Source organism: Pseudomonas sp. WSY_20 (assembly GCF_043104335.1).
Taxonomy (GTDB): Bacteria; Pseudomonadota; Gammaproteobacteria; order Pseudomonadales; family Pseudomonadaceae; genus Aquipseudomonas; species Aquipseudomonas parafulva_B.
Genome location: NZ_JBICKP010000072.1, coordinates 1 through 18092, shown reverse-complemented (window position 1 = coordinate 18092; position 18092 = coordinate 1). Strand labels below are relative to the sequence as shown.

Genomic DNA, 18092 nt, shown 5'->3' with positions numbered 1-18092 from the left:
CTACTCCCCAGTGTGCTCAACCGCGCGAGGCGGCAATCTTGATCAGCTTGGCATAGTAGAAACCGTCGTGGCCGCCTTCCTGGGCCAACAACTGGCGCCCATGCGTCTGGCGCAGGCCCGCTTCGGTGGCCAGGTCCAGCTCGCGTGCGCCTGGCGTGCGCGCCAGGAAGGCGCCGATCACCTCGGTATTTTCGGTCGGTAGGCTGGAGCAGGTGGCGTACAGCAGCATGCCGCCCACCTCCAGTGTTGGCCACAGGGCATCGAGCAACTCGCCCTGTAAGGCCGCCAGCGGCGCGATGTCTTCGGCCTGGCGAGTGAGCTTGATGTCTGGATGACGACGGATGACGCCAGTGGCCGAGCAAGGAGCGTCCAGCAGGATGCGCTGGAACGGTTTGCCATCCCACCAACTGGCCGTGTCGCGGGCATCGCAGGCGATCAGCTCGGCGTCGAGCCTCAGGCGGTCGAGGTTTTCGCGCACGCGCACCAGGCGCTTGGCTTCAAGGTCGATGGCCACCACGTGAGAGAGCCCGGCTTCGGCCTCCAGCACATGGCAGGTCTTGCCTCCCGGGGCGCAGCATGCGTCGAGCACGCGTTGACCGGGCGCCAGCTCTAGCAGGTCGGCGGCCAGTTGCGCGGCTTCGTCCTGGACGCTGATCCAGCCCTCGGCAAAGCCTGGCAGGCCGCGAACATCCCGCGGCTCGGCCAGCACGATACCGTCACGGCTATACGCGCAGGCCTGGGCCTGGACGCCTGCATCGGCGAGCAGCTTCAGGTAGCCGTCGCGGCTGTGATGGCGGCGGTTGACGCGCAGGATCATCGGCGGGTGCGCATTGTTGGCGGCGCAGATGGCTTCCCACTGGTCCGGCCAGAAGGCCTTGAGCGCCTTTTGCAGCCAGCGTGGATGGGCGGTGCGCACTACCGGGTCGCGCTCCATGTCGGCCAGCATGGCTTCGCCGTCGCGCTGTGCACGTCGCAGCACCGCGTTCAGCAGCCCCTTGGCCCAGGGTTTTTTCAGCCTGTCGGCGCAACCCACGGTTTCACCAATGGCGGCATGAACCGGGATGCGGGTATAGAACAACTGGTACAAGCCAATCAGCAACAACGCCTGCACATCGGCATCGGCGGCCTTGAAGGGCTTTTGCAACAGCTGCGCTGCCAGCAGGTCCAGGCGTGGCTGCCAACGGGCGGTACCAAAGGCCAGGTCTTGGGTCAGCCCGCGGTCGCGGTCCTCGACCTTGTCCAGTTGCGCGGGCAGGGAGCTGTTGAGAGAGGCCTTGCCGCTGAGCACAGCGGCAAGGGCACGGGCGGCGGCCAGGCGTGGGTTCATTGGCCGAGCACCTTGCCTGGCGTGAATTTCTCTTTGCGGCTGTTGAACAGGTCAGCGAAGGCTAGCGCTTTGCCACCCGGCAATTGCAGACGGGTCAGGCTGAGCGCCTGCTCGCCGCAAGCAACCACCAGGCCGTCTTTGCTTGCCGCCAGGATTTCACCGGGTGCGCCCTGCCCTGTGGCCAAGCACGCACCCAGCACCTTCACGGTTTCCCCGTCGAGCGTGCTGTGGCAAATCGGCCAAGGGTTGAATGCCCGAATCAGGCGCTCCAGCTGTTCAGCTGGCAGGGACCAGTCCAGACGCGCTTCGTCCTTGTTCAGCTTGTGCGCATAGGTAGCCAGGGCGTCGTCCTGCGTCTCGCCGTGCAAGGTGCCATCGGCCAGCCCGGCGATGGCCTGGATGACGGCCGCCGGCCCCATTTGCGCCAGGCGATCATGCAGGCTGCCGCCGGTATCAGTGACGTTGATCGGGGTGACGACCTTGAGCAGCATGGGGCCGGTGTCCAGGCCCGCTTCCATGCGCATGACGGTCACGCCGCTTTCGGCATCGCCCGCCTGCACTGCCCGCTGAATCGGGGCCGCCCCGCGCCAGCGTGGCAGCAAGGACGCGTGGCTGTTGATGCAGCCAAGGCGCGGGATGTCCAGTACCGCCTGGGGCAGGATCAGGCCGTAGGCAACCACGACCATCAGGTCGGGTGCCAAGGCTGCCAATTGTGCCTGGGCCTCGGCATTGCGCAGGCTTGGTGGCTGCATCACCGGGATGTCATGGGCCACGGCCAGCGCCTTGACCGCGCTGGGCATCAGCTTCTGACCGCGGCCTGCAGGGCGATCGGGCTGGGTGTAGACGGCCACGACTTCGTACGGGCTGTCGAGCAGGGCCTTGAGGTGTTCGGCGGCAAACTCGGGAGTGCCTGCAAAGACGATGCGCATGGTGTTCTCGCTGCAAAAAGAAAAAAGGCTTGCCGGAGCAAGCCTTCTGGAAGGTGGGAATCAGGCTTGCTGGCGGTGCTGTTTTTCCAGCTTCTTCTTGATTCGATCCCGCTTGAGCTGTGACAGGTAGTCGACGAACAGCTTGCCATTGAGGTGATCGAACTCGTGCTGCACGCACACCGCCAGCAGGCCTTCGCATTCCAGCTCGAACGGTGTGCCGTCACGATCCTGGGCCTTGACCCTCACGCGCAGGGGCCGATCGACGTTCTCGTAGAAGCCTGGCACCGACAGGCAACCTTCCTGGTACTGGCCCATGTCATCGGTCAGTTCCTCGACCGACGGGTTGATGAAGACGCGAGGTTCGCTGCGGTCTTCGCTGAGGTCCATCACCACGACTTGCTGGTGCACGTTGACCTGGGTCGCAGCCAGGCCAATGCCAGGGGCTTCGTACATGGTTTCAAACATGTCGTCGATCAGCTGGCGCAGGGCGTCATCGAACGCCGTCACCGGTTTGGCGATGGTGCGCAGGCGCGGGTCCGGGAATTCGAGAATGTTCAAAATGGCCATAAGGTCAGGCAGTCACTGTGCGTTTGGTTGAAAACTGAACACACATAATAAAGGGAAACGCGGACTTCGGCACCTGGCAACCTCGTCTAGGGTGACTATTGGCGTGATAGCCCCCAGCCAATGGACAGCTTTTCAAAGTGTTACTCACAGAGTTATCCACAGGTTGCGCAGCCTGAATCAACCGTTTCGCATCAAGGATGATTGCCGATGTCTGATTGCTCTTTATCTACTTGCCCGCCTGCAGAACTGGAGGCGCGGTTGCGCCTGCATTGCCTTCCCGAGACCGGCTTGCGCCGCTTTTCTACCCTGATCGAGGCCTTCGGCAGTGCCTCATCGGCGCTCAGTGCCCCCGGTGCTGCCTGGCGCGCACTGGGCATCCCCCATGCCAGTATCGATGCAAGGCGCAGCCCTCAAGTACGGGATGCGGCCAGTGCTGCAATGCGCTGGCTAGAGCGTCCGGGCCAGCAATTGCTGATGTGGGACAGCCCAGACTACCCCGCGCTGCTCGCCGAAATCGACGATGCCCCGCCGCTGCTGTTCGTGGCGGGGAACGTTTCGCTGCTCAGCCGCCCACAGCTGGCGATCGTGGGCAGCCGCCGCGCGACGCCGCCGGCGGTGGACACGGCTGGCGCATTTGCCAGGTACCTTGCCCAGGCGGGCTTCGTCGTCACCAGTGGCCTGGCGGTAGGCATCGATGGTGCCGCTCACCGTGCTGCGCTGCAGGCTGGCGGGGCCACGATAGGCGTACTGGGCACAGGGCTTGAAAAACTTTATCCACAGCGGCACAAGCCGTTGGCCCATGCGATGATCGACAACGGCAGTGCACTGGTGTCGGAGTATCCGCTCGACGCCGGGCCGCTGCCCGGTAATTTTCCCCGGCGCAACCGCATCATGATCTGGTGATATGATTCTCCGAGGTTTTTTTGAGGATCATCGTCGTGGCAAAAGCTTATGCATACGTGCGCTACTCACGCATAACGCAAGAAAGTGGCGATAGCGAAGCACGTCAATACAACGCTCTGGAACGCTTCACAGCAACCACAGACGTGGAAATTGAGGAAGTGATTTATGACAGGGGTAAAAGCGCCTTTCGTGGCGATAACGCTCGCTCTGGCAATTTCAAAGAGATTTTAGAGCGTATCAATAACAGAAAAATCAAAAAAGATGATTTTTTGGTCGTAGAAAGTATCGACCGAATTACTCGACAAAGAGTCATTGACGGTGTAGAGCTTCTTCAAAGTATTTTGAAGAAAGGAATAAAAATCTACACGACAAGCGATGAAAAAATTTACTCATATTCTGACCCTGCTCGGGATTTTGAAAATCTATTAATGATTGCGCTAATTGCGCAACGTGCAAATGAAGAAAGTGAAACTAAATCTAAAAGGCTAAATTCTGCATGGCGTAAAAGAAGGGAAAAAGCGCAAAATGGCGAAGTAATTATAAGGAGTGGAAAAGCAGTTCCTTACGGTCTTCGTGTTGTAGATGGTAAGTTTGTGATTGTCGAAGAAGAACAAAAAGAGATTGAAAATCTATTTGGATTTTTACTCGAATATGGGATTAACACATCGATCATCAAAATCAATGAAACATCAAAAAAGAAATGGAATAATGGAACATTAAACAAATTGCTCAAAGCTAAAACAGTCATTGGCTGTATGCCTATGCACCGAGTCGAATATGACGAGCGTGGAAAATCAAAAAAGGTCTTGACTGGCTATATCGAGAATTACTATCCAAAACTTATCGAACCTGCTTTGTTTTACAAAGCAGTAGATACGATGAAAAATCGAAAAGCAAAAAATTGGTCAGGCAATAGAACAGAGCAAGATTTTAACATCTTCAAGCATCAAATTTACTGCGCAGAATGTGGCAGTAAAATGTATTACGACCATCGTGGCAGTCGCTATAAAGATAAGATTTACCCTTTCTTTAAATGTGATAATGCACGAGTTCAAAAGCATATTTGCACTGCTGAGAATGTGAGATTTGAATATGTATTAGGTAGTTTTTTAGACAGTCTAAAAAAAATCAAAAAAGTAGGAAGTAGTTCATCCTGGCAAAAAACCGGATTTGGAGAAAAAGCAAATAATTTTAATGGTGCTATTTCAAGCATCTTGAAAGTCGAACAAGACTCTAATGCTGATATTTCTCTAAAAATTAAAGAGCTTAATGATTGTCGATTAAAAATTGAAAATCTAAACGCACAAATTGAAGAGTTGGATTTTAACGTCCCAAAAATTTTCGTAAGAAAATTATCAGACCTTGAAAAACAATATGACGAACTAAAAATCGGAATTGAGACTTTAGAAAGAAAATCAACAGAAACAATTGAAATTCAAGATGAGCTAACAGCCATTGAACTATTCAAAAGTGAGTCTGGCAGATTAAAGCTGAATAGATTTTTTAAAGAAAATGATATAGTGTTCTATGTTGGTCATGAAAAGCAAAGCAGAACAACAAAGTTTGAAATTAAAAGAAGAAATAATGAAGTTGATGAAAGGCTATCTTTAAATGTCAGACAATTCCCTCTAAAAAATATTCTTGTAGAATTTGATTTAGTTGATTTGCAGACCATGTTCGATTTAACAGTTAAAGGCTAATGTGAATTGCTCGTCCGTGCGTAGCACCTTTTAGACGAGCAAAGCAGATGGCTGAATCAAAGCACATACCCCATTTGAAAAATGGGGTGAGCCAGCGTCGCAGACAATAGCTTTTGATTTTCCGCTTTTGCTGTTAACTATCTCTTACTGTCTTTTTTCTTTATTCTTACACCCCTCTCAAACCCACTATATTCAACACATACAGCCAAAAATAGTTATCAATTTTGATAACCATAGTTGTCAAAATAAACAACTCAAGTTGCTCAATCTGACAACTCAGGTTATCAAAATTGATAACCAATATTAAAATATAATTCCACTATTGATAACTTTTTCCCAAATAAATGTTATATATATTAAAAGAGGAAAATTTATGAATGAAGAAATACTATTCGAAGATTTATTAGATCTTCAAGAAAATGGATATACAGCGACTGAATCACTTGCTGCACAGGTTCAAAATGCGGCACATAGAAGCGCAATGGATAATCCAGAATCAAAATCTATCAATCTATCTATTACTACAAAAATACAGAACAACGACAAGCCAAAAATTTCGCTGGGAGGTGAGTTTGTAATGGCGTTTGTTGATAATCTCATTACGCTCGACTTAACTCCAAACGAATTTAAAGTAATGGCATATGTCTTGAAATGGATGGAATTTGGAAATTTAATTGGGCTGTCTCAGAAGAAAGTAGGTGAGGATTTAAATATTAGCAAAAGCAACGTATCAAGAATTTACAAATCTTTAGAGCAAAAAGATATTTTTGTGAAAGTTGAAGGTCATTTGTTTGTAAATTCAAATATATTTTGCAAAGGATTGGCTCATAAACTCGACAAGGAAAAAAGAGACAAGCTTATAGCTTGTAGAAAGGAGACCAGCAACATCAAAACTATGTATAAATAAATGGGAGCGCTCTCCCATTTTTTACAACTTTCTCCCATTTTTTTTCGAAGCGGTTTTCGATAGTAGATTGAGCGACAGCGAAGTCTAGTATCGAAAATTGCTTGGCCGTCTGCCAAGACCGCCGAAAGGCGTTGCTTTTGCTTTTGCTTTTGCTTTTGCTTTTGGGTCTGGGGTATCCCCAGCAAGTAGGAAGCACGGAGTGCGTCAACCCGTAGGGTTGTCCTATCTTGAACACATTATTATCGGCTGAACAACTTCAATTTTGGGTTTTAAAAATGCTATTATATATTTACAACAAATTGTAAATAATAATGAGCATAAAAAACTGGACAGTTACAACGGAAAGAGTGAAAAACAAATCACAAGGGCTATCTGAATATACAAGTTATTTGATTAGTTCAAAGCACAAAAATCACAAAAATACTAAAATAGTTGAAATATTCAATAAAGACCATAACAAATTTTTGAATAACACAATTAAAGAAGTTATTGAGTTCGATGCGAATAATAAAAAAGGTGGTAGAAAAGTTGAGTCATATGCTCAATCTTTTAATTTTATACTACCACCACCACATAAACCATCACCAGAGCAATGGAAAAAAATCGGCATTGATTTAGTTAGAACAATACATAAAGAGTTAAATATAAAAGGCGAAATTTCAAAGTTTGGAAATTCTTGCTTTATAAATTTACATGACCAGAAAAACCCACATTTAAATATGTTAGTTCCGCGTATTTATGATGGTGAAAGGCTTGCAGATTTAGATAGAAAAAATGTTCTGGCAAAATTGAAATTGCAATTTAATCAATCAGTGATGAAACATTGCGAAATTGACCATACACAACATAAGCCATTGCGTAGCAATAATGGGCCACGTAAGAGCGCACAGCGCTATGCGTATGACAAAGCAAAAGAAGAAGCTGAAAACGCCTTAAAACTCATCACAGAGGCTGCTACGGCGCAGGCTTCGGTGGATTTGGCAAAGGCTGAAATAGCATCGAGAGTGAAAGAGCTGGATAAAAAAGATCTCGAAATCGAAGTTGAAAAGAAAAGACTTGGCTTTTTAATTAACGCATATACAAAATTTAAAGATACTATTTTTCATTGGGTTGATAGTGCAAGAAAAGGATTAACACTTGAAACGATGATTCATCGACAAGAATTAGAAGAAAGTGCTAATACGATAATTGATAGTAAGTTCGTCAGTGATAAAGATGCAATTTTAGTTGAACAAACTGTTTTAAAAGAATTTGAGGCGTTGCAAAATGACAATATAGATACTGTAAAGCCTGAAATATCATCAAGAATGAATAAGCCAAAAATGTAAGAACTCACCGCTATGCGGTCGAGGATTTTCCTCGGAAAATCAATTTACCGGATGATTAGCGGTCTTTCGTTGGGTGTGCTGGTGGTCGAGGCCAGCTTGGCCAGTGGCTCGTTGATCACGGCCCGGCTCGCCGCCGAGCAGGGCCGTGAGGTCTATGCCATTCCCGGCTCCATTCATCACCCCGGCGCCAAAGGCTGTCACCAGCTGATCCGCGACGGCGCCCTGCTTGTCGAAAGCGTCGAGCAGATACTCGAAACCCTGCAAGGCTGGCAGAACCTGCCTCCGGCAGCTGCAGACACCTTCGATCACCCGCTGCTGGCGCTGCTGCATGCGGCACCGCAGAGCACCGAAAGCCTGGCCCATTGCAGTGAGCAGCCGCTGGCAGAGGTACTGGCGCAGCTCACCGAACTGGAGCTTGCTGGCCGGGTCAGCAATCAAGCGGGGCGTTGGTTTGCCCGCTCGGGCTGAGTAAACTGCGCCCAGGCAACATTCCCAGTGGAGAAACATCAATGGTGAGCAGTTTTCGTGTGCAACAAGCCGCACGTGAAATCCGGGCTGGCGCAGTGATCGCCTACCCGACGGAGGCGGTCTGGGGCCTGGGCTGCGACCCGTGGAACGAGGACGCGGTCTATCGGCTGCTGGCACTGAAGTCGCGACCTGTGGATAAGGGGTTGATCCTGGTCGCTGACAACATCCGCCAGTTCGACTTCCTGTTCGAAGACTTCCCCGAAGACTGGATCGACCGGATGGCCAGCACCTGGCCTGGTCCCAACACCTGGCTGGTGCCGCATCAGGATCTGTTACCTGAATGGGTGACCGGGCAGCACGACACCGTAGCGCTTCGCGTCAGCGACCACCCCGTGGTGCGCGAGCTGTGCGCGTTGGTCGGGCCGCTGATCTCCACGTCGTGCAACCCTGGCGGGCGCCCTGCGGCAAAGACCCGGCTGCGGGTGGAGCAGTACTTCCACGGAAAACTGGATCTGGTGCTGGGTGGGGCGTTGGGCGGGCGGAAGAACCCGAGTTTGATTCGCAATCTGGCTACCGGTGAAGTGGTGCGGCCGGGTTGATGCACCTGCGGGCCATACTGCCGACAAGGCTTGGGCCGAGCGCCTGAGCCACTCCCCTCATGACCACTTGGTTTTTTCTGATTTTTGCCAAGGCGGTTGTTTGATATTCGGTTTGGGAAATATCCTACGAGCCGCGTCCCCTTCCATCACCTTTTCAGTAGGAACCTCTCCCCATAGGCTTCAGCTGTCGCCAAATACCTTGGCGATCGGGTGTGGTAACCCGGATGTACCTGGGGCGTCACAGCTATGGCAGCTGTGCGCGGGAGGCGTCATGCCTGCCGGGAGCGCTCCAGCCCGGTTTACCACCTCGCGTACAGCTGCCGCCTTAACCGTGTGGTAACGGCTTGGCGCCAGCTTCATCATCTGGAGCAAGCCATGAAAAAAATCGTACCTGATCCACCCCTTTCTTCTACTTCCGCCCACCCATTCGGCCGCTGCGACCGGCCATGACCCACTCTTCACCGTCAACCCGAACATTTCCGCCGAGGACGCTCTGGTCCACGTAGCCCTGTACCTGCGTAGCACCTACGAAACCGGCTACAAAGCCCTGGATTACATGCGAGAAGAAGGCCGTGGCATGTTCTGGTCGAACCTGCATGCGATTGAAATGGCAGAAGGCGTAGTCGAGGCCATCCTGGATGGCATCGAGTCGACTCCGCCGTCGCAGAAGAAGGTGTGAGGGCTGACAGGTGTTCGCCTTTAGATTTTTAGCGCCTGTGAGATCGAGCGCCGCGTGGGTGGCGCTCGATCTGCGCAACACTACAAAAACCAAGGCAAGCACCTGGTCGCCATAACGCGACCTTCTGCCAATCAAGGCAACAAAACAGTGGACCCCACAGTCCGCCGCGCCGACAGCTCGCTCTGGGCCTTGGCCGCTTCGCTGAGCGGGTAGCGCTGCTGGATATCCACCGTCACTTTGCCGCTGGCAATCATGGCGAAGAGGTCATCAGCCATGGCCTGGGTGTTCTCGGCGTTGTTGGCATAAGTCGCCAGGGTCGGCCGTGTGACGTACAGCGAGCCCTTCTGCGCCAGAATGCCCAGGTTCACCCCACTCACCGCACCCGAGGCATTGCCGAAGCTCACCATCAACCCCCGCGCTTGCAGGCAATCGAGCGACGTCAGCCAGGTGTCGGCGCCCACCCCGTCATACACGACTGGGCATTTCTTGCCGTCGGTCAGCTCCAGCACCCGTTTGGCGACATCCTCCTGGCTGTAGTCGATGGTGGCCCAGGCGCCCAAGGCCTTGGCCCGCTCGGCTTTTTCGGCAGAGCTCACGGTACCGATGAGCTTGGCACCCAGCGCCTTTGCCCACTGGCACGCCAGCGAACCCACACCGCCTGCGGCCGCATGGAACAGGATTACATCGCCAGGTTGCACAGCGTAGGTCTGCTTGAGCAGGTACTGCACGGTCAGGCCCTTGAGCATGACGGCGGCAGCCTGTTCGAAGCTGATGGCCTCTGGCAGCTTGACCAGGTTGGCCTCAGGCAGCGTGTGCACCTCGCCGTAGGCGCCCAATGGGCCCCCGCCATACGCCACGCGGTCGCCGACCTTCAATCGGGACACGCCAGGGCCCACGGCCTCGACTACCCCTGCCCCTTCGGTACCCAGGCCCGAAGGCAGGGACGGCGGCGCGTACAAACCGCTGCGGAAATAGGTATCGATGAAGTTCAGGCCCACAGCGTGGTTGCGCACGCGAACTTGCTGAGGCCCAGGGTCAGCGGGCTCGAAGTCAACCCACTGCAGCACTTCGGGGCCGCCGTGCTGGCTGAACTGGATACGCTTGGCCATCTCGTACTCCTGGATTCGGGATCGGGAAAGGGGCCTCTATCGGACGCCTTTGCTTGACTGCCGTCAACTGCGGGACGCTGGCAGGCGGTGTTATGCTACGCGCCACTTGTTTCCTGCCCGCTCCTGGTGACCCGATGATTAGCCGCACCGAGGCTGTGAAAGCCTATCTGCTCGACTTGCAAGACCGCATCTGCTCAGCCCTGGAACGCGAAGACGGCGGCGCCCGCTTCGTCGAGGACGCCTGGGTGCGCGAAGCGGGTGGCGGGGGCCGTACGCGGGTGATCGGCGAAGGCACCGTCATCGAGAAAGGCGGGGTGAATTTCTCCCATGTGTTCGGCACCGGGTTGCCGCCTTCAGCCAGCGCCCATCGGCCGGAGTTGGCTGGGCGCGGTTTCCAGGCGCTCGGGGTGTCGCTGGTGATCCACCCGCATAGCCCCCACGTGCCTACTTCCCACGCCAACGTGCGGTTTTTCATCGCCGAGAAGGAAGGCGAAGAGCCGGTCTGGTGGTTCGGCGGTGGCTTCGACCTGACGCCGTATTACGGTGTGGAGGAAGATTGCGTGCACTGGCATCGAATCGCTGAACAGGCGTGCGCGCCCTTTGGCGCCGATGTTTACCCACGCTACAAGGCCTGGTGCGACCGGTATTTTCACCTCAAGCACCGGGGCGAGCCCCGTGGCATCGGTGGGCTGTTCTTCGATGACCTGAACGAGTGGGACTTCGATACCTGCTTCGCCTTCATCCGCGCCATCGGCGATGCCTATATCGACGCGTACCTGCCCATCGTGCAGCGCCGCAAGGGTACGCCCTATACCCCACAGCAACGGGAGTTCCAGGAGTATCGCCGGGGCCGCTACGTCGAGTTCAACCTGGTCTACGACCGTGGCACGCTATTCGGGCTGCAGTCTGGCGGGCGCACCGAGTCCATCCTCATGTCGCTGCCACCACAGGTACGCTGGGGCTATGACTGGAAACCCGCGCCAGGCAGCGAAGAGGCGCGGCTGACCGAGTACTTCCTGCAAGACCGTGACTGGCTTGGCCAGTAAGCCTGTAACCATTCAAGGAGCCGTCATGGACCAGTACGTCGTTTTTGGCAACCCGATCGGCCACAGCAAGTCGCCGCTGATTCATCGCCTGTTCGCCGAACAGACCGGCCAGGACCTGGAGTACGCCACGCTGCTGGCGCCGCTGGACGACTTCAGTGACTGCGCGCGCGGCTTCTTCAAGCAAGGCAGCGGTGCCAACGTCACCGTGCCATTCAAGGAAGAAGCCTATCGCCTGTGCGACAGCCTTACCCCGCGCGCGCGTCGCGCAGGCGCGGTGAATACGCTCAGCAAGCTGGCCGACAGTACTTTGCAGGGGGACAACACCGACGGTGCGGGGCTGGTCCGTGACCTGACCGTCAATGCCGGTGTGGAACTGGCAGGTAAACGCATCCTTGTCCTCGGTGCCGGCGGCGCCGTGCGCGGGGTGCTGGAGCCGCTGCTGGCGCAAAACCCGCAGTCACTGGTGATCGCCAACCGCACGGTGGAGAAGGCTGAATGCCTGGCCGAGGCGTTCGATGAACTGGGGCCGGTGGTGGCCAGCGGGTTCGCCTGGTTGCAAGAGCCGGTGGACGTGATCATCAATGCAACCTCGGCCAGCCTGGCCGGTGAGCTGCCACCGATTGCCAGCAGCCTGATCGAACCCGGTCGCACGGTGTGTTACGACATGATGTATGGCAAGGCGCCAACGCCGTTCTGCCAGTGGGCCGCCGAACATGGCGCTGCCAAGGTGCTGGACGGTCTGGGGATGCTGGCCGAACAAGCCGCCGAAGCTTTTTATGTGTGGCGCGGTGTGCGGCCGGACACTGCTCCGGTTCTCGCTGAACTGCGCCGCCAGCTGGCGCGGGGCTGACAGCAAGCTGGGCGCCTGAGCGGCGCTTCATGTGGCTGCTCAGTCCTCGAACCGGATTGGGCAACGCGCCGGGCCTTCGAGCTTGTGCAACTCTTCGATCACCTGTGGCCTGGCGCCGCGCAAGGTCAGGCTGCCGCCCGTTCGCTGCAGCCGCCTCGCCTCGCGGTGCAGCATGTCCACCCCTGAATAGTCGATGAAGTTTACCTGCCGCGCATCCATGACCACCTGCGGGCCCTGGCAGCGCTGCAGGCGTACTTGCAGGTAATGCGCGGCACCGAAGAAGATCGAGCCGCCTACACGCAAGATGTCCGCATCGCCTTCGCGGCTCTGGTGGATGCGCGGACGCGAGGTGCGCTTGAGGTAGAAGAACAGGGAAACCAGCACACCGGCATAGATGGCCGTCTGCAATTCCAGGAGCAAGGTGGCCGCTGCCGTCAGCGCCATGACCACGAACTCGGCACGGCTCACACGCAGTAATGCGCCGATGGCCTTGCGATCAACCAGCCCCCAGCAAATCAACAGAATGCTGCCAGCCATCGCCGGAATCGGCAGGTGCGCGATCAGGCCGGCACCGGCGACGGCGAACACCGCTACCCACAGCGCCGAGAACACCCCGGCCATGGGCGAGCGTGCGCCTGCGTCATAGCTCAGGCCCGATCGGGTGAACGAGCCCGACGAGAGGTAGCCGGAAAAGAACGCACCGACGATGTTGGAGAGCCCTTGGGCTCGTATTTCCCGGTCGGCGTCAATCAGTTGCTCGGAGCGCGCAGACAACGAACGGGCGATGGACAAGCTGGTCACCAGCCCCAGCATGCCAACGGCCACGGCGCTGGGGAGCAGGCGCAGTATCAGGTCCATGTCCAGCAGCGGCACGGCACTCAGAGGTGGCAGGCGCCCCTCGAACGCCGGTACACGCGGCACGTGCTCGAACACGCCGGGCAGCAGCCACGCCAGCAGGCTGACGGCCAACAGACTGATCAACAGGCTAGGCCAGCGGGGGCGCCATAGTTTCAGCGCCATGCCCACTGCAACGGTAAGCGCCCCCAGTATCAAGGACGGCACATCCATTTCGCCGGCATGGCTGGCCAAGTCCTGAGCCGTCTTCAAGGCGGTGGCCTGGCTGGGCAAATCCAGCCCGAGCAGGTTGGGCAGCTGCCCCAGCGCGATGACCACGGCAGCCCCAAGGGTGAAGCCGATCACTACCGAATGCGAGACGAAATTGACCAAGGCCCCGAAACGCAGAAGCCCCAGCAGCAACTGGAAGACACCGCCCAGAAAGGTCAGCAGCAGCACAAGGGTGATGTAGTCATCGCTTCCTGCTACTGCCAACGGGCTGACACTGGCGTAAAGCACGATGGAAATGGCCGCCGTCGGTCCGCAGATCAGGTGCCAGGAGGACCCCCACAGGCAGGCGATCAGCACCGGGACGATGGCTGCATACAGCCCATATTCCGCTGGCAGGCCGGCGATCAGGGCATAGGCGATGGATTGCGGGAGCGCCAGGATGGCGCCGCTCAAACCCACCAGCAGGTCCTGACGCAAGCTGCGGGGCGTCTGGCGCGGCAGCCAGGCTAGAAAGGGCAGCAGGCGTATGAGGCGATGCATAGGGTGGTCAAATCCCCAGGATGTGTCTGTTCTGGAGAGGTGATCTGTTTCACGAATCAACCGCAGACAGATCCGCTCTCCACTCGCTGTTTACAATGTTTGTTTCACGGCCGCGACGGCGTCTGCACCCGCTTTGGTGGTCACGCCGCTCAGCCAGCCATCCAGTGCCTCGGGGTGCGCTTTCACCCAGGCCCTGGCCGCCTCGTCGAAGCTGATCTTCTTATCCACAACCTCGGCCATGATGGTGTTTTCCATGTCCAGCGTGAAGCTCAGGTTGCTCAGCAACTTTGCCGCGTTCGGGCAGGCTTGTGGATAACCCTTACGTGTCAGCGTGAACACGTCGCCTTTGCTACCGAACCACTTCTCGCCACCGGTCAAGTAATGCATGTTCAGCTTCACGTTCATGGGGTGCGGCGTCCAGCCGAGGAAGGCTATGTACTGCTGTTTCTTGACCGCTCGATCCACCTGGGCCAGCATGGCCTGCTCGCTGGACTCCACCAGTTTCCATTTGCTCAGGCCGAAGGCATCACCCTTGATGATCTCTTGCAGCGAAAGATTGGCCGGCGCGCCTGAGCCAATGCCGTACAGCTTCCTGCCAAACTGATCGGCGTGCTTGTTCAAGTCCGCGAAATCACGTACCCCGCCTTTCCACACATAGTCCGGCACCGCCAGGGTGAATTCGGTTCCTTGCAGGTTACGCGAGAGCTGCTGCACATCCCCGTTGGCGACGAACTTGTCATGGAAGCCTTGGTGCGCAGGCATCCAGCTCCCAAGAAAGGCATCGACTTGGCCATCCTTGAGCCCGCCATAGATGATCGGCACCGCCAGGCTCTCCACCTTCACCTGGTACCCCAGGGGTTCAAGCAACAGCCGGGCCACTGCGTTGGTGGTGGCGATGTCACTCCACCCGGGGTCGGCCAGCTTGACGGTTGAGCATTGCGCGTTGTTACCGGCGGCCTGGGCGTTAAGCGTACTCAGGCTGACGGCTAGCGCGAACAAGGTAGCTGCGAACGTATGCATGGCGGGCTCTCTTTTCAATCCAGTGGGGCGGGCTGTGGATAACGTGCCTTGCGCTCGAGGTCGTCAAGATCGATGTGGTTGCGCATGTACTGCTGACTGGCGTCCACCCAAGGTTGGTGATCCCAGCTGCTCAACTTGCCAATGGCCAGTGCCTGGGCCACCAGACGGCGACGTCGCTGGCTGGCCAGCACCTGCTCGCGCAGGCCGGGTATGTCCCAGCGCTGGCGCGCCTCGGTGACGAACCCCTGCAGCAATGCCTGATGATCCGGGCTGGTAGCCAGATTCTCCCGCTCGTACGGGTCGCGGCTCAGGTCATAGAGTAGACAGGGGTCGTCCTCGCTGTACACGAACTTGTAGGAACCGCGGCGGATCATCATGAGCGGGCCGACGGTACCCTCAGCCATGTATTCACCAATCACCTCATCGTGACCGCCCTGCCCTTGCAGGTGGCCAAGCAGTGAGCGGCCGTCCAGGTGAAGGGATTTATCCACAGCCCCACCTGCCAGCTCGACCAGGGTAGGCAGCAGGTCGCAGGTCGAGACGGACGCACTGACGCGGCCGGCCGAGAAGCGTTGCGGGGCATGGATCAGGAGCGGTACACGGGCTGACATCTCGAACCAATGCATTTTGTACCAGAGGCCGCGCTCACCCAGCATGTCGCCATGGTCGCCCGAGAACACGATCAAGGTGTCGTCGGCGAGGTTGCATTCCTCAAGGGTGTGCAGCAATTGACCGATATTGTCGTCGATGTAGCTGCAAGCGCCGAAGTAGGCCCGCCGGGCATCGCGGATTTTGTCCACAGGGAGCGGTTTGTCCCAAAGGTCGTAGACCTTGAGCAATCGCTGGGAGTGGGGATCGAGCGAGGCTTGGCTATCGGAGTGCTTGGGCAACGGGATATCCACACCGTCGTAGCGATCCCAGTAGCGTTTGGGGATGGTGTAGGGATCGTGAGGGTGGGTCATGGACACTGTCAGACAGAACGGGCGGCCGTCGTTTTCACGGACATGGTCATACAAATACTGACGCGCCTTGAACACCACTTCCTCGTCAAAATCCAGCTGGTTCGTACGCACGCATGGCCCGGCCTGCAGCACCGAGGACATGTTGTGGTACCAGCTTGGTCGCACGTCAGGCTCATCCCAATTCACGGCCCAGCCGTAGTCGGCCGGGTAGATATCGCTGGTCAGGCGTTCCTCATAGCCGTGCAGTTGATCAGGCCCGCAGAAGTGCATCTTGCCGGACAGCGCCGTGCGATAGCCCAGGCGGCGCAGATAGTGGGCGTAGGTGGGGATGTCGGCGGGGAAGTCAGCCGCGTTGTCATAGGCCCCAATACGGCTAGGGAGCTGACCACTGACGAGGGTGAAACGCGAGGGGGCGCACAGCGGGCTATTGCAGTAAGCCGAATCGAACACCACGGCCTGTGCAGCCAGACGAGTGAGATGAGGCATCTGTATGGGTGAGTCGGCGTAGATGGGCAGCAAGGGTGCTGCCATCTGATCGGCCATGATGAACAGGATATTAGGGCGTTTCATGCAAGCTCCCATCGTTGAAGGTTATGCGCAATGCTTGCCTACCACGATGCGGCGGTGCATAACATGGGTAAAGCCCCCGTAGGGCAATGCGTGGGATTAGCCAGGCTTATGTTTGAACACCTTGCTGGATTGTCGTTGGATACCCTACGCGTGTTCGAGGCGGCCGCACGCTTGCGCAGCTTTACGGCAGCTGCCTTGGAGCTGGGCACCACGCAACCGGCAATCAGTCAGCAGGTAAAACGCCTGGAGGCGCAACTGGGCGCGCGGCTGTTCGACCGCATCTACCGGGGCATCGAGCTGACCGAGGCGGGCCAAGTGTTGTTCGAGTACGCCAGCCAGGGGTTGCAAACCATGGACGATGGCGTGGCCCGCGCAAGCGGGCGCCATCAGCGTGAAGTACTTCAGGTGGCGACGGATTTTGCATTCGCTGCGTTCTGGTTGATGCCCCGTCTGCAGCGCTTTCATGAAGCGTATCCACAGGTCGATGTGAGCCTGGTGACGGGTGAGCGAAGCCAAGGCATGTTGCGCCCGGACATTGACGTGGCGGTGCTATTCGGCGATGGGCGTTTTCATCAAGGCGAGAGCCGTTGGCTGTTCGATGAGGAGGTTTTCCCGGTATGCAGCCCTCGCCTTGTCCATGGCAAACCCTTGTCTGCCGCGGCTTTGCAGCGTTTGCCGCTGCTGCATCTCAAGGGTGAGCAGGCGAGCCGGTGGTTCGACTGGGCAGGTGTCTTTCGCGGGCTCGGGGTGACCAGCGCGCCGCCTGCGGGGCAGCTGCGGTTCGACAACTACACGTTGTTGATCCAGGCCGCCATCGCGGGCCAGGGCATGGCGATCGGCTGGCGGCATCTGGTGGATGGGCTGGTCGACCAAGGGTTGCTGTGCCGGCCGTTGGAGGGCACCTTGCGGTCGGCACGTGGGTATTACGCCGTATTGCCGCCGCGCAAGCGTCGCGGGGCGTTGATCGCACGCTTCGTGGATTGGCTTGAGCACGAGCGTTGCCTCTGAGATGCTGGGCCCGCTTGTGGCATGTTGTCAGAATCGACGCACATCAGGAGTAGCTGTGCAGAGAATCAAGGGTTATCACGCCCACGTGTACTACGACGCCTCCACCTTGGAGCAGGCGCGAGCCTTGTGCGAGGAGGCAGCCGCGCTGTTTCCGATCACCATGGGGCGTATGCACACCAGGCCTGTTGGGCCGCATCCGGACTGGAGCTGTCAGTTGGCGTTCGAGCCTGAGCTCATTGGCGTGGTGCTGCCCTGGCTGGCGTTGCACCGCAGGGGGCTGGTGGTCTTTTTGCACCCGCTTACCGGGGATGAGCTGGCAGACCACCGCGATCATGCGATCTGGATGGGGGCGCTGCGGCCTCTGGACTTGTCGGGTTTTGGCGAAGGGCGTTAATTGGGCGATCCAATCTTAGGCGCGTTCTTGCCGGAGCGGCCGCGATGCCTGCGAAGCAGCCCCCAGGATTTCAGCTTCGCAGCTCATATTGCTGGGGCCGCTATGCGGCCCATCGCGGCAC

General features: G+C 56.8%; 15 protein-coding genes and 3 pseudogenes. 11 read left to right on the top strand and 7 right to left on the bottom strand.

Annotated elements, in window-relative coordinates; translation table 11 throughout:
• Positions 1-16: 16 nt before the first annotated feature.
• From rsmB to def, 3 genes are read right to left on the bottom strand one after another with little or no spacing between them, the layout of a single operon-like run.
• Positions 17-1327 carry a 16S rRNA (cytosine(967)-C(5))-methyltransferase RsmB gene (gene rsmB / locus ACF8E5_RS17240; protein ID WP_058638759.1) on the bottom strand — a complete coding sequence of 437 codons (1311 nt, stop codon included), beginning with the start codon at positions 1325-1327 and terminating at the stop codon, positions 17-19.
• Positions 1324-2256: a methionyl-tRNA formyltransferase gene (gene fmt / locus ACF8E5_RS17235; RefSeq protein ID WP_392475581.1), complete on the bottom strand. Its 933-nt coding sequence runs from the start codon at positions 2254-2256 to the stop codon at positions 1324-1326. The genes rsmB and fmt overlap by 4 nt, the downstream gene beginning before the upstream one ends.
• A 60-nt stretch (positions 2257-2316) precedes the next feature.
• Complete coding sequence (gene def, locus ACF8E5_RS17230; protein WP_023532616.1) at positions 2317-2823, bottom strand: peptide deformylase; 507 nt, start codon at positions 2821-2823, stop codon at positions 2317-2319.
• A 207-nt stretch (positions 2824-3030) separates the two neighbouring features.
• On the opposite strand from def, the pseudogene ACF8E5_RS17225 reads away from it, so the two are divergent.
• From ACF8E5_RS17225 to ACF8E5_RS17195, 7 genes and pseudogenes are all read left to right on the top strand, one after another.
• Positions 3031-3717: pseudogene (locus ACF8E5_RS17225) on the top strand (DNA-processing protein DprA); the annotation flags it as partial.
• 44 nt (positions 3718-3761) lie between these two features.
• Positions 3762-5426, top strand: a complete 1665-nt coding sequence (locus ACF8E5_RS17220; RefSeq protein ID WP_392475580.1) for a recombinase family protein — start codon at positions 3762-3764, stop codon at positions 5424-5426.
• 373 nt (positions 5427-5799) lie between these two features.
• Positions 5800-6333 carry a replication/maintenance protein RepL gene (locus tag ACF8E5_RS17215; protein ID WP_392475579.1) on the top strand — a complete coding sequence of 178 codons (534 nt, stop codon included), beginning with the start codon at positions 5800-5802 and terminating at the stop codon, positions 6331-6333.
• Positions 6334-6644: 311 nt separating this feature from the next.
• On the top strand, positions 6645-7661 hold the full coding sequence (locus tag ACF8E5_RS17210) for a hypothetical protein (protein WP_392475578.1): 1017 nt from the start codon (positions 6645-6647) through the stop codon (positions 7659-7661).
• A gap of 48 nt (positions 7662-7709) precedes the next feature.
• A pseudogene (locus ACF8E5_RS17205) lies at positions 7710-8129 on the top strand (DNA-processing protein DprA); the annotation flags it as partial.
• A 41-nt stretch (positions 8130-8170) separates the two neighbouring features.
• Entirely contained in the window at positions 8171-8728 is a 558-nt protein-coding gene (locus ACF8E5_RS17200) for an L-threonylcarbamoyladenylate synthase (protein ID WP_392475577.1), read from the top strand.
• Positions 8729-9103: 375 nt separating this feature from the next.
• Positions 9104-9407: pseudogene (locus ACF8E5_RS17195) on the top strand (hypothetical protein).
• Between the two features lie 131 nt (positions 9408-9538).
• Here ACF8E5_RS17195 and ACF8E5_RS17190 read toward each other — a convergent pair.
• A complete protein-coding gene (locus ACF8E5_RS17190) occupies positions 9539-10516 on the bottom strand; it encodes an NADPH:quinone reductase (RefSeq protein WP_058638755.1) in 978 nt (325 codons plus the stop codon).
• Between the two features lie 134 nt (positions 10517-10650).
• Here ACF8E5_RS17190 and hemF point away from each other — a divergent pair, with 134 nt between their 5' ends.
• The gene (hemF, locus tag ACF8E5_RS17185) at positions 10651-11562 is read left to right on the top strand and encodes an oxygen-dependent coproporphyrinogen oxidase (RefSeq protein WP_326383987.1); all 912 of its coding nucleotides are present in this window, start codon (positions 10651-10653) and stop codon (positions 11560-11562) included.
• Positions 11563-11587: 25 nt separating this feature from the next.
• On the top strand, positions 11588-12412 hold the full coding sequence (gene aroE, locus ACF8E5_RS17180) for a shikimate dehydrogenase (protein WP_392475576.1): 825 nt from the start codon (positions 11588-11590) through the stop codon (positions 12410-12412).
• A gap of 39 nt (positions 12413-12451) precedes the next feature.
• Here the strand turns inward: aroE and ACF8E5_RS17175 are convergent, their stop codons facing one another.
• The 3 genes from ACF8E5_RS17175 to betC all read right to left on the bottom strand — a co-directional run bounded on the left by ACF8E5_RS17175 (position 12452) and on the right by betC (position 16569).
• On the bottom strand, positions 12452-14017 hold the full coding sequence (locus ACF8E5_RS17175) for a SulP family inorganic anion transporter (protein WP_392475574.1): 1566 nt from the start codon (positions 14015-14017) through the stop codon (positions 12452-12454).
• Between the two features lie 90 nt (positions 14018-14107).
• The gene (gene choX, locus ACF8E5_RS17170) at positions 14108-15037 is read right to left on the bottom strand and encodes a choline ABC transporter substrate-binding protein (protein WP_196185282.1); all 930 of its coding nucleotides are present in this window, start codon (positions 15035-15037) and stop codon (positions 14108-14110) included.
• 14 nt (positions 15038-15051) lie between these two features.
• Positions 15052-16569: a choline-sulfatase gene (gene betC / locus ACF8E5_RS17165; RefSeq protein ID WP_196185283.1), complete on the bottom strand. Its 1518-nt coding sequence runs from the start codon at positions 16567-16569 to the stop codon at positions 15052-15054.
• A 108-nt stretch (positions 16570-16677) separates the two neighbouring features.
• Here betC and ACF8E5_RS17160 point away from each other — a divergent pair, with 108 nt between their 5' ends.
• Both ACF8E5_RS17160 and ACF8E5_RS17155 read left to right on the top strand, forming a co-directional pair.
• Positions 16678-17577, top strand: coding sequence for a choline sulfate utilization transcriptional regulator (locus ACF8E5_RS17160; RefSeq protein WP_058603642.1), 900 nt, complete (start codon positions 16678-16680; stop codon positions 17575-17577).
• Between the two features lie 55 nt (positions 17578-17632).
• Positions 17633-17971 (top strand): DOPA 4,5-dioxygenase family protein, encoded by a 339-nt coding sequence (locus ACF8E5_RS17155; RefSeq protein WP_182138466.1) that lies wholly within the window; start codon positions 17633-17635, stop codon positions 17969-17971.
• Positions 17972-18092: the final 121 nt, after the last annotated feature.

Coding starts and splice junctions, on each gene's coding strand:
- def (WP_023532616.1), bottom strand. CDS start 2,823: ATGGCCATTTTGAACATTCTCGAATTCCCGGACCCGCGCCTGCGCACC.
- choX (WP_196185282.1), bottom strand. CDS start 15,037: ATGCATACGTTCGCAGCTACCTTGTTCGCGCTAGCCGTCAGCCTGAGT.
- ACF8E5_RS17215 (WP_392475579.1), top strand. CDS start 5,800: ATGAATGAAGAAATACTATTCGAAGATTTATTAGATCTTCAAGAAAAT.
- ACF8E5_RS17210 (WP_392475578.1), top strand. CDS start 6,645: ATGAGCATAAAAAACTGGACAGTTACAACGGAAAGAGTGAAAAACAAA.
- ACF8E5_RS17200 (WP_392475577.1), top strand. CDS start 8,171: ATGGTGAGCAGTTTTCGTGTGCAACAAGCCGCACGTGAAATCCGGGCT.
- hemF (WP_326383987.1), top strand. CDS start 10,651: ATGATTAGCCGCACCGAGGCTGTGAAAGCCTATCTGCTCGACTTGCAA.
- ACF8E5_RS17175 (WP_392475574.1), bottom strand. CDS start 14,017: ATGCATCGCCTCATACGCCTGCTGCCCTTTCTAGCCTGGCTGCCGCGC.
- rsmB (WP_058638759.1), bottom strand. CDS start 1,327: ATGAACCCACGCCTGGCCGCCGCCCGTGCCCTTGCCGCTGTGCTCAGC.
- aroE (WP_392475576.1), top strand. CDS start 11,588: ATGGACCAGTACGTCGTTTTTGGCAACCCGATCGGCCACAGCAAGTCG.
- fmt (WP_392475581.1), bottom strand. CDS start 2,256: ATGCGCATCGTCTTTGCAGGCACTCCCGAGTTTGCCGCCGAACACCTC.
- ACF8E5_RS17190 (WP_058638755.1), bottom strand. CDS start 10,516: ATGGCCAAGCGTATCCAGTTCAGCCAGCACGGCGGCCCCGAAGTGCTG.
- ACF8E5_RS17160 (WP_058603642.1), top strand. CDS start 16,678: ATGTTTGAACACCTTGCTGGATTGTCGTTGGATACCCTACGCGTGTTC.
- betC (WP_196185283.1), bottom strand. CDS start 16,569: ATGAAACGCCCTAATATCCTGTTCATCATGGCCGATCAGATGGCAGCA.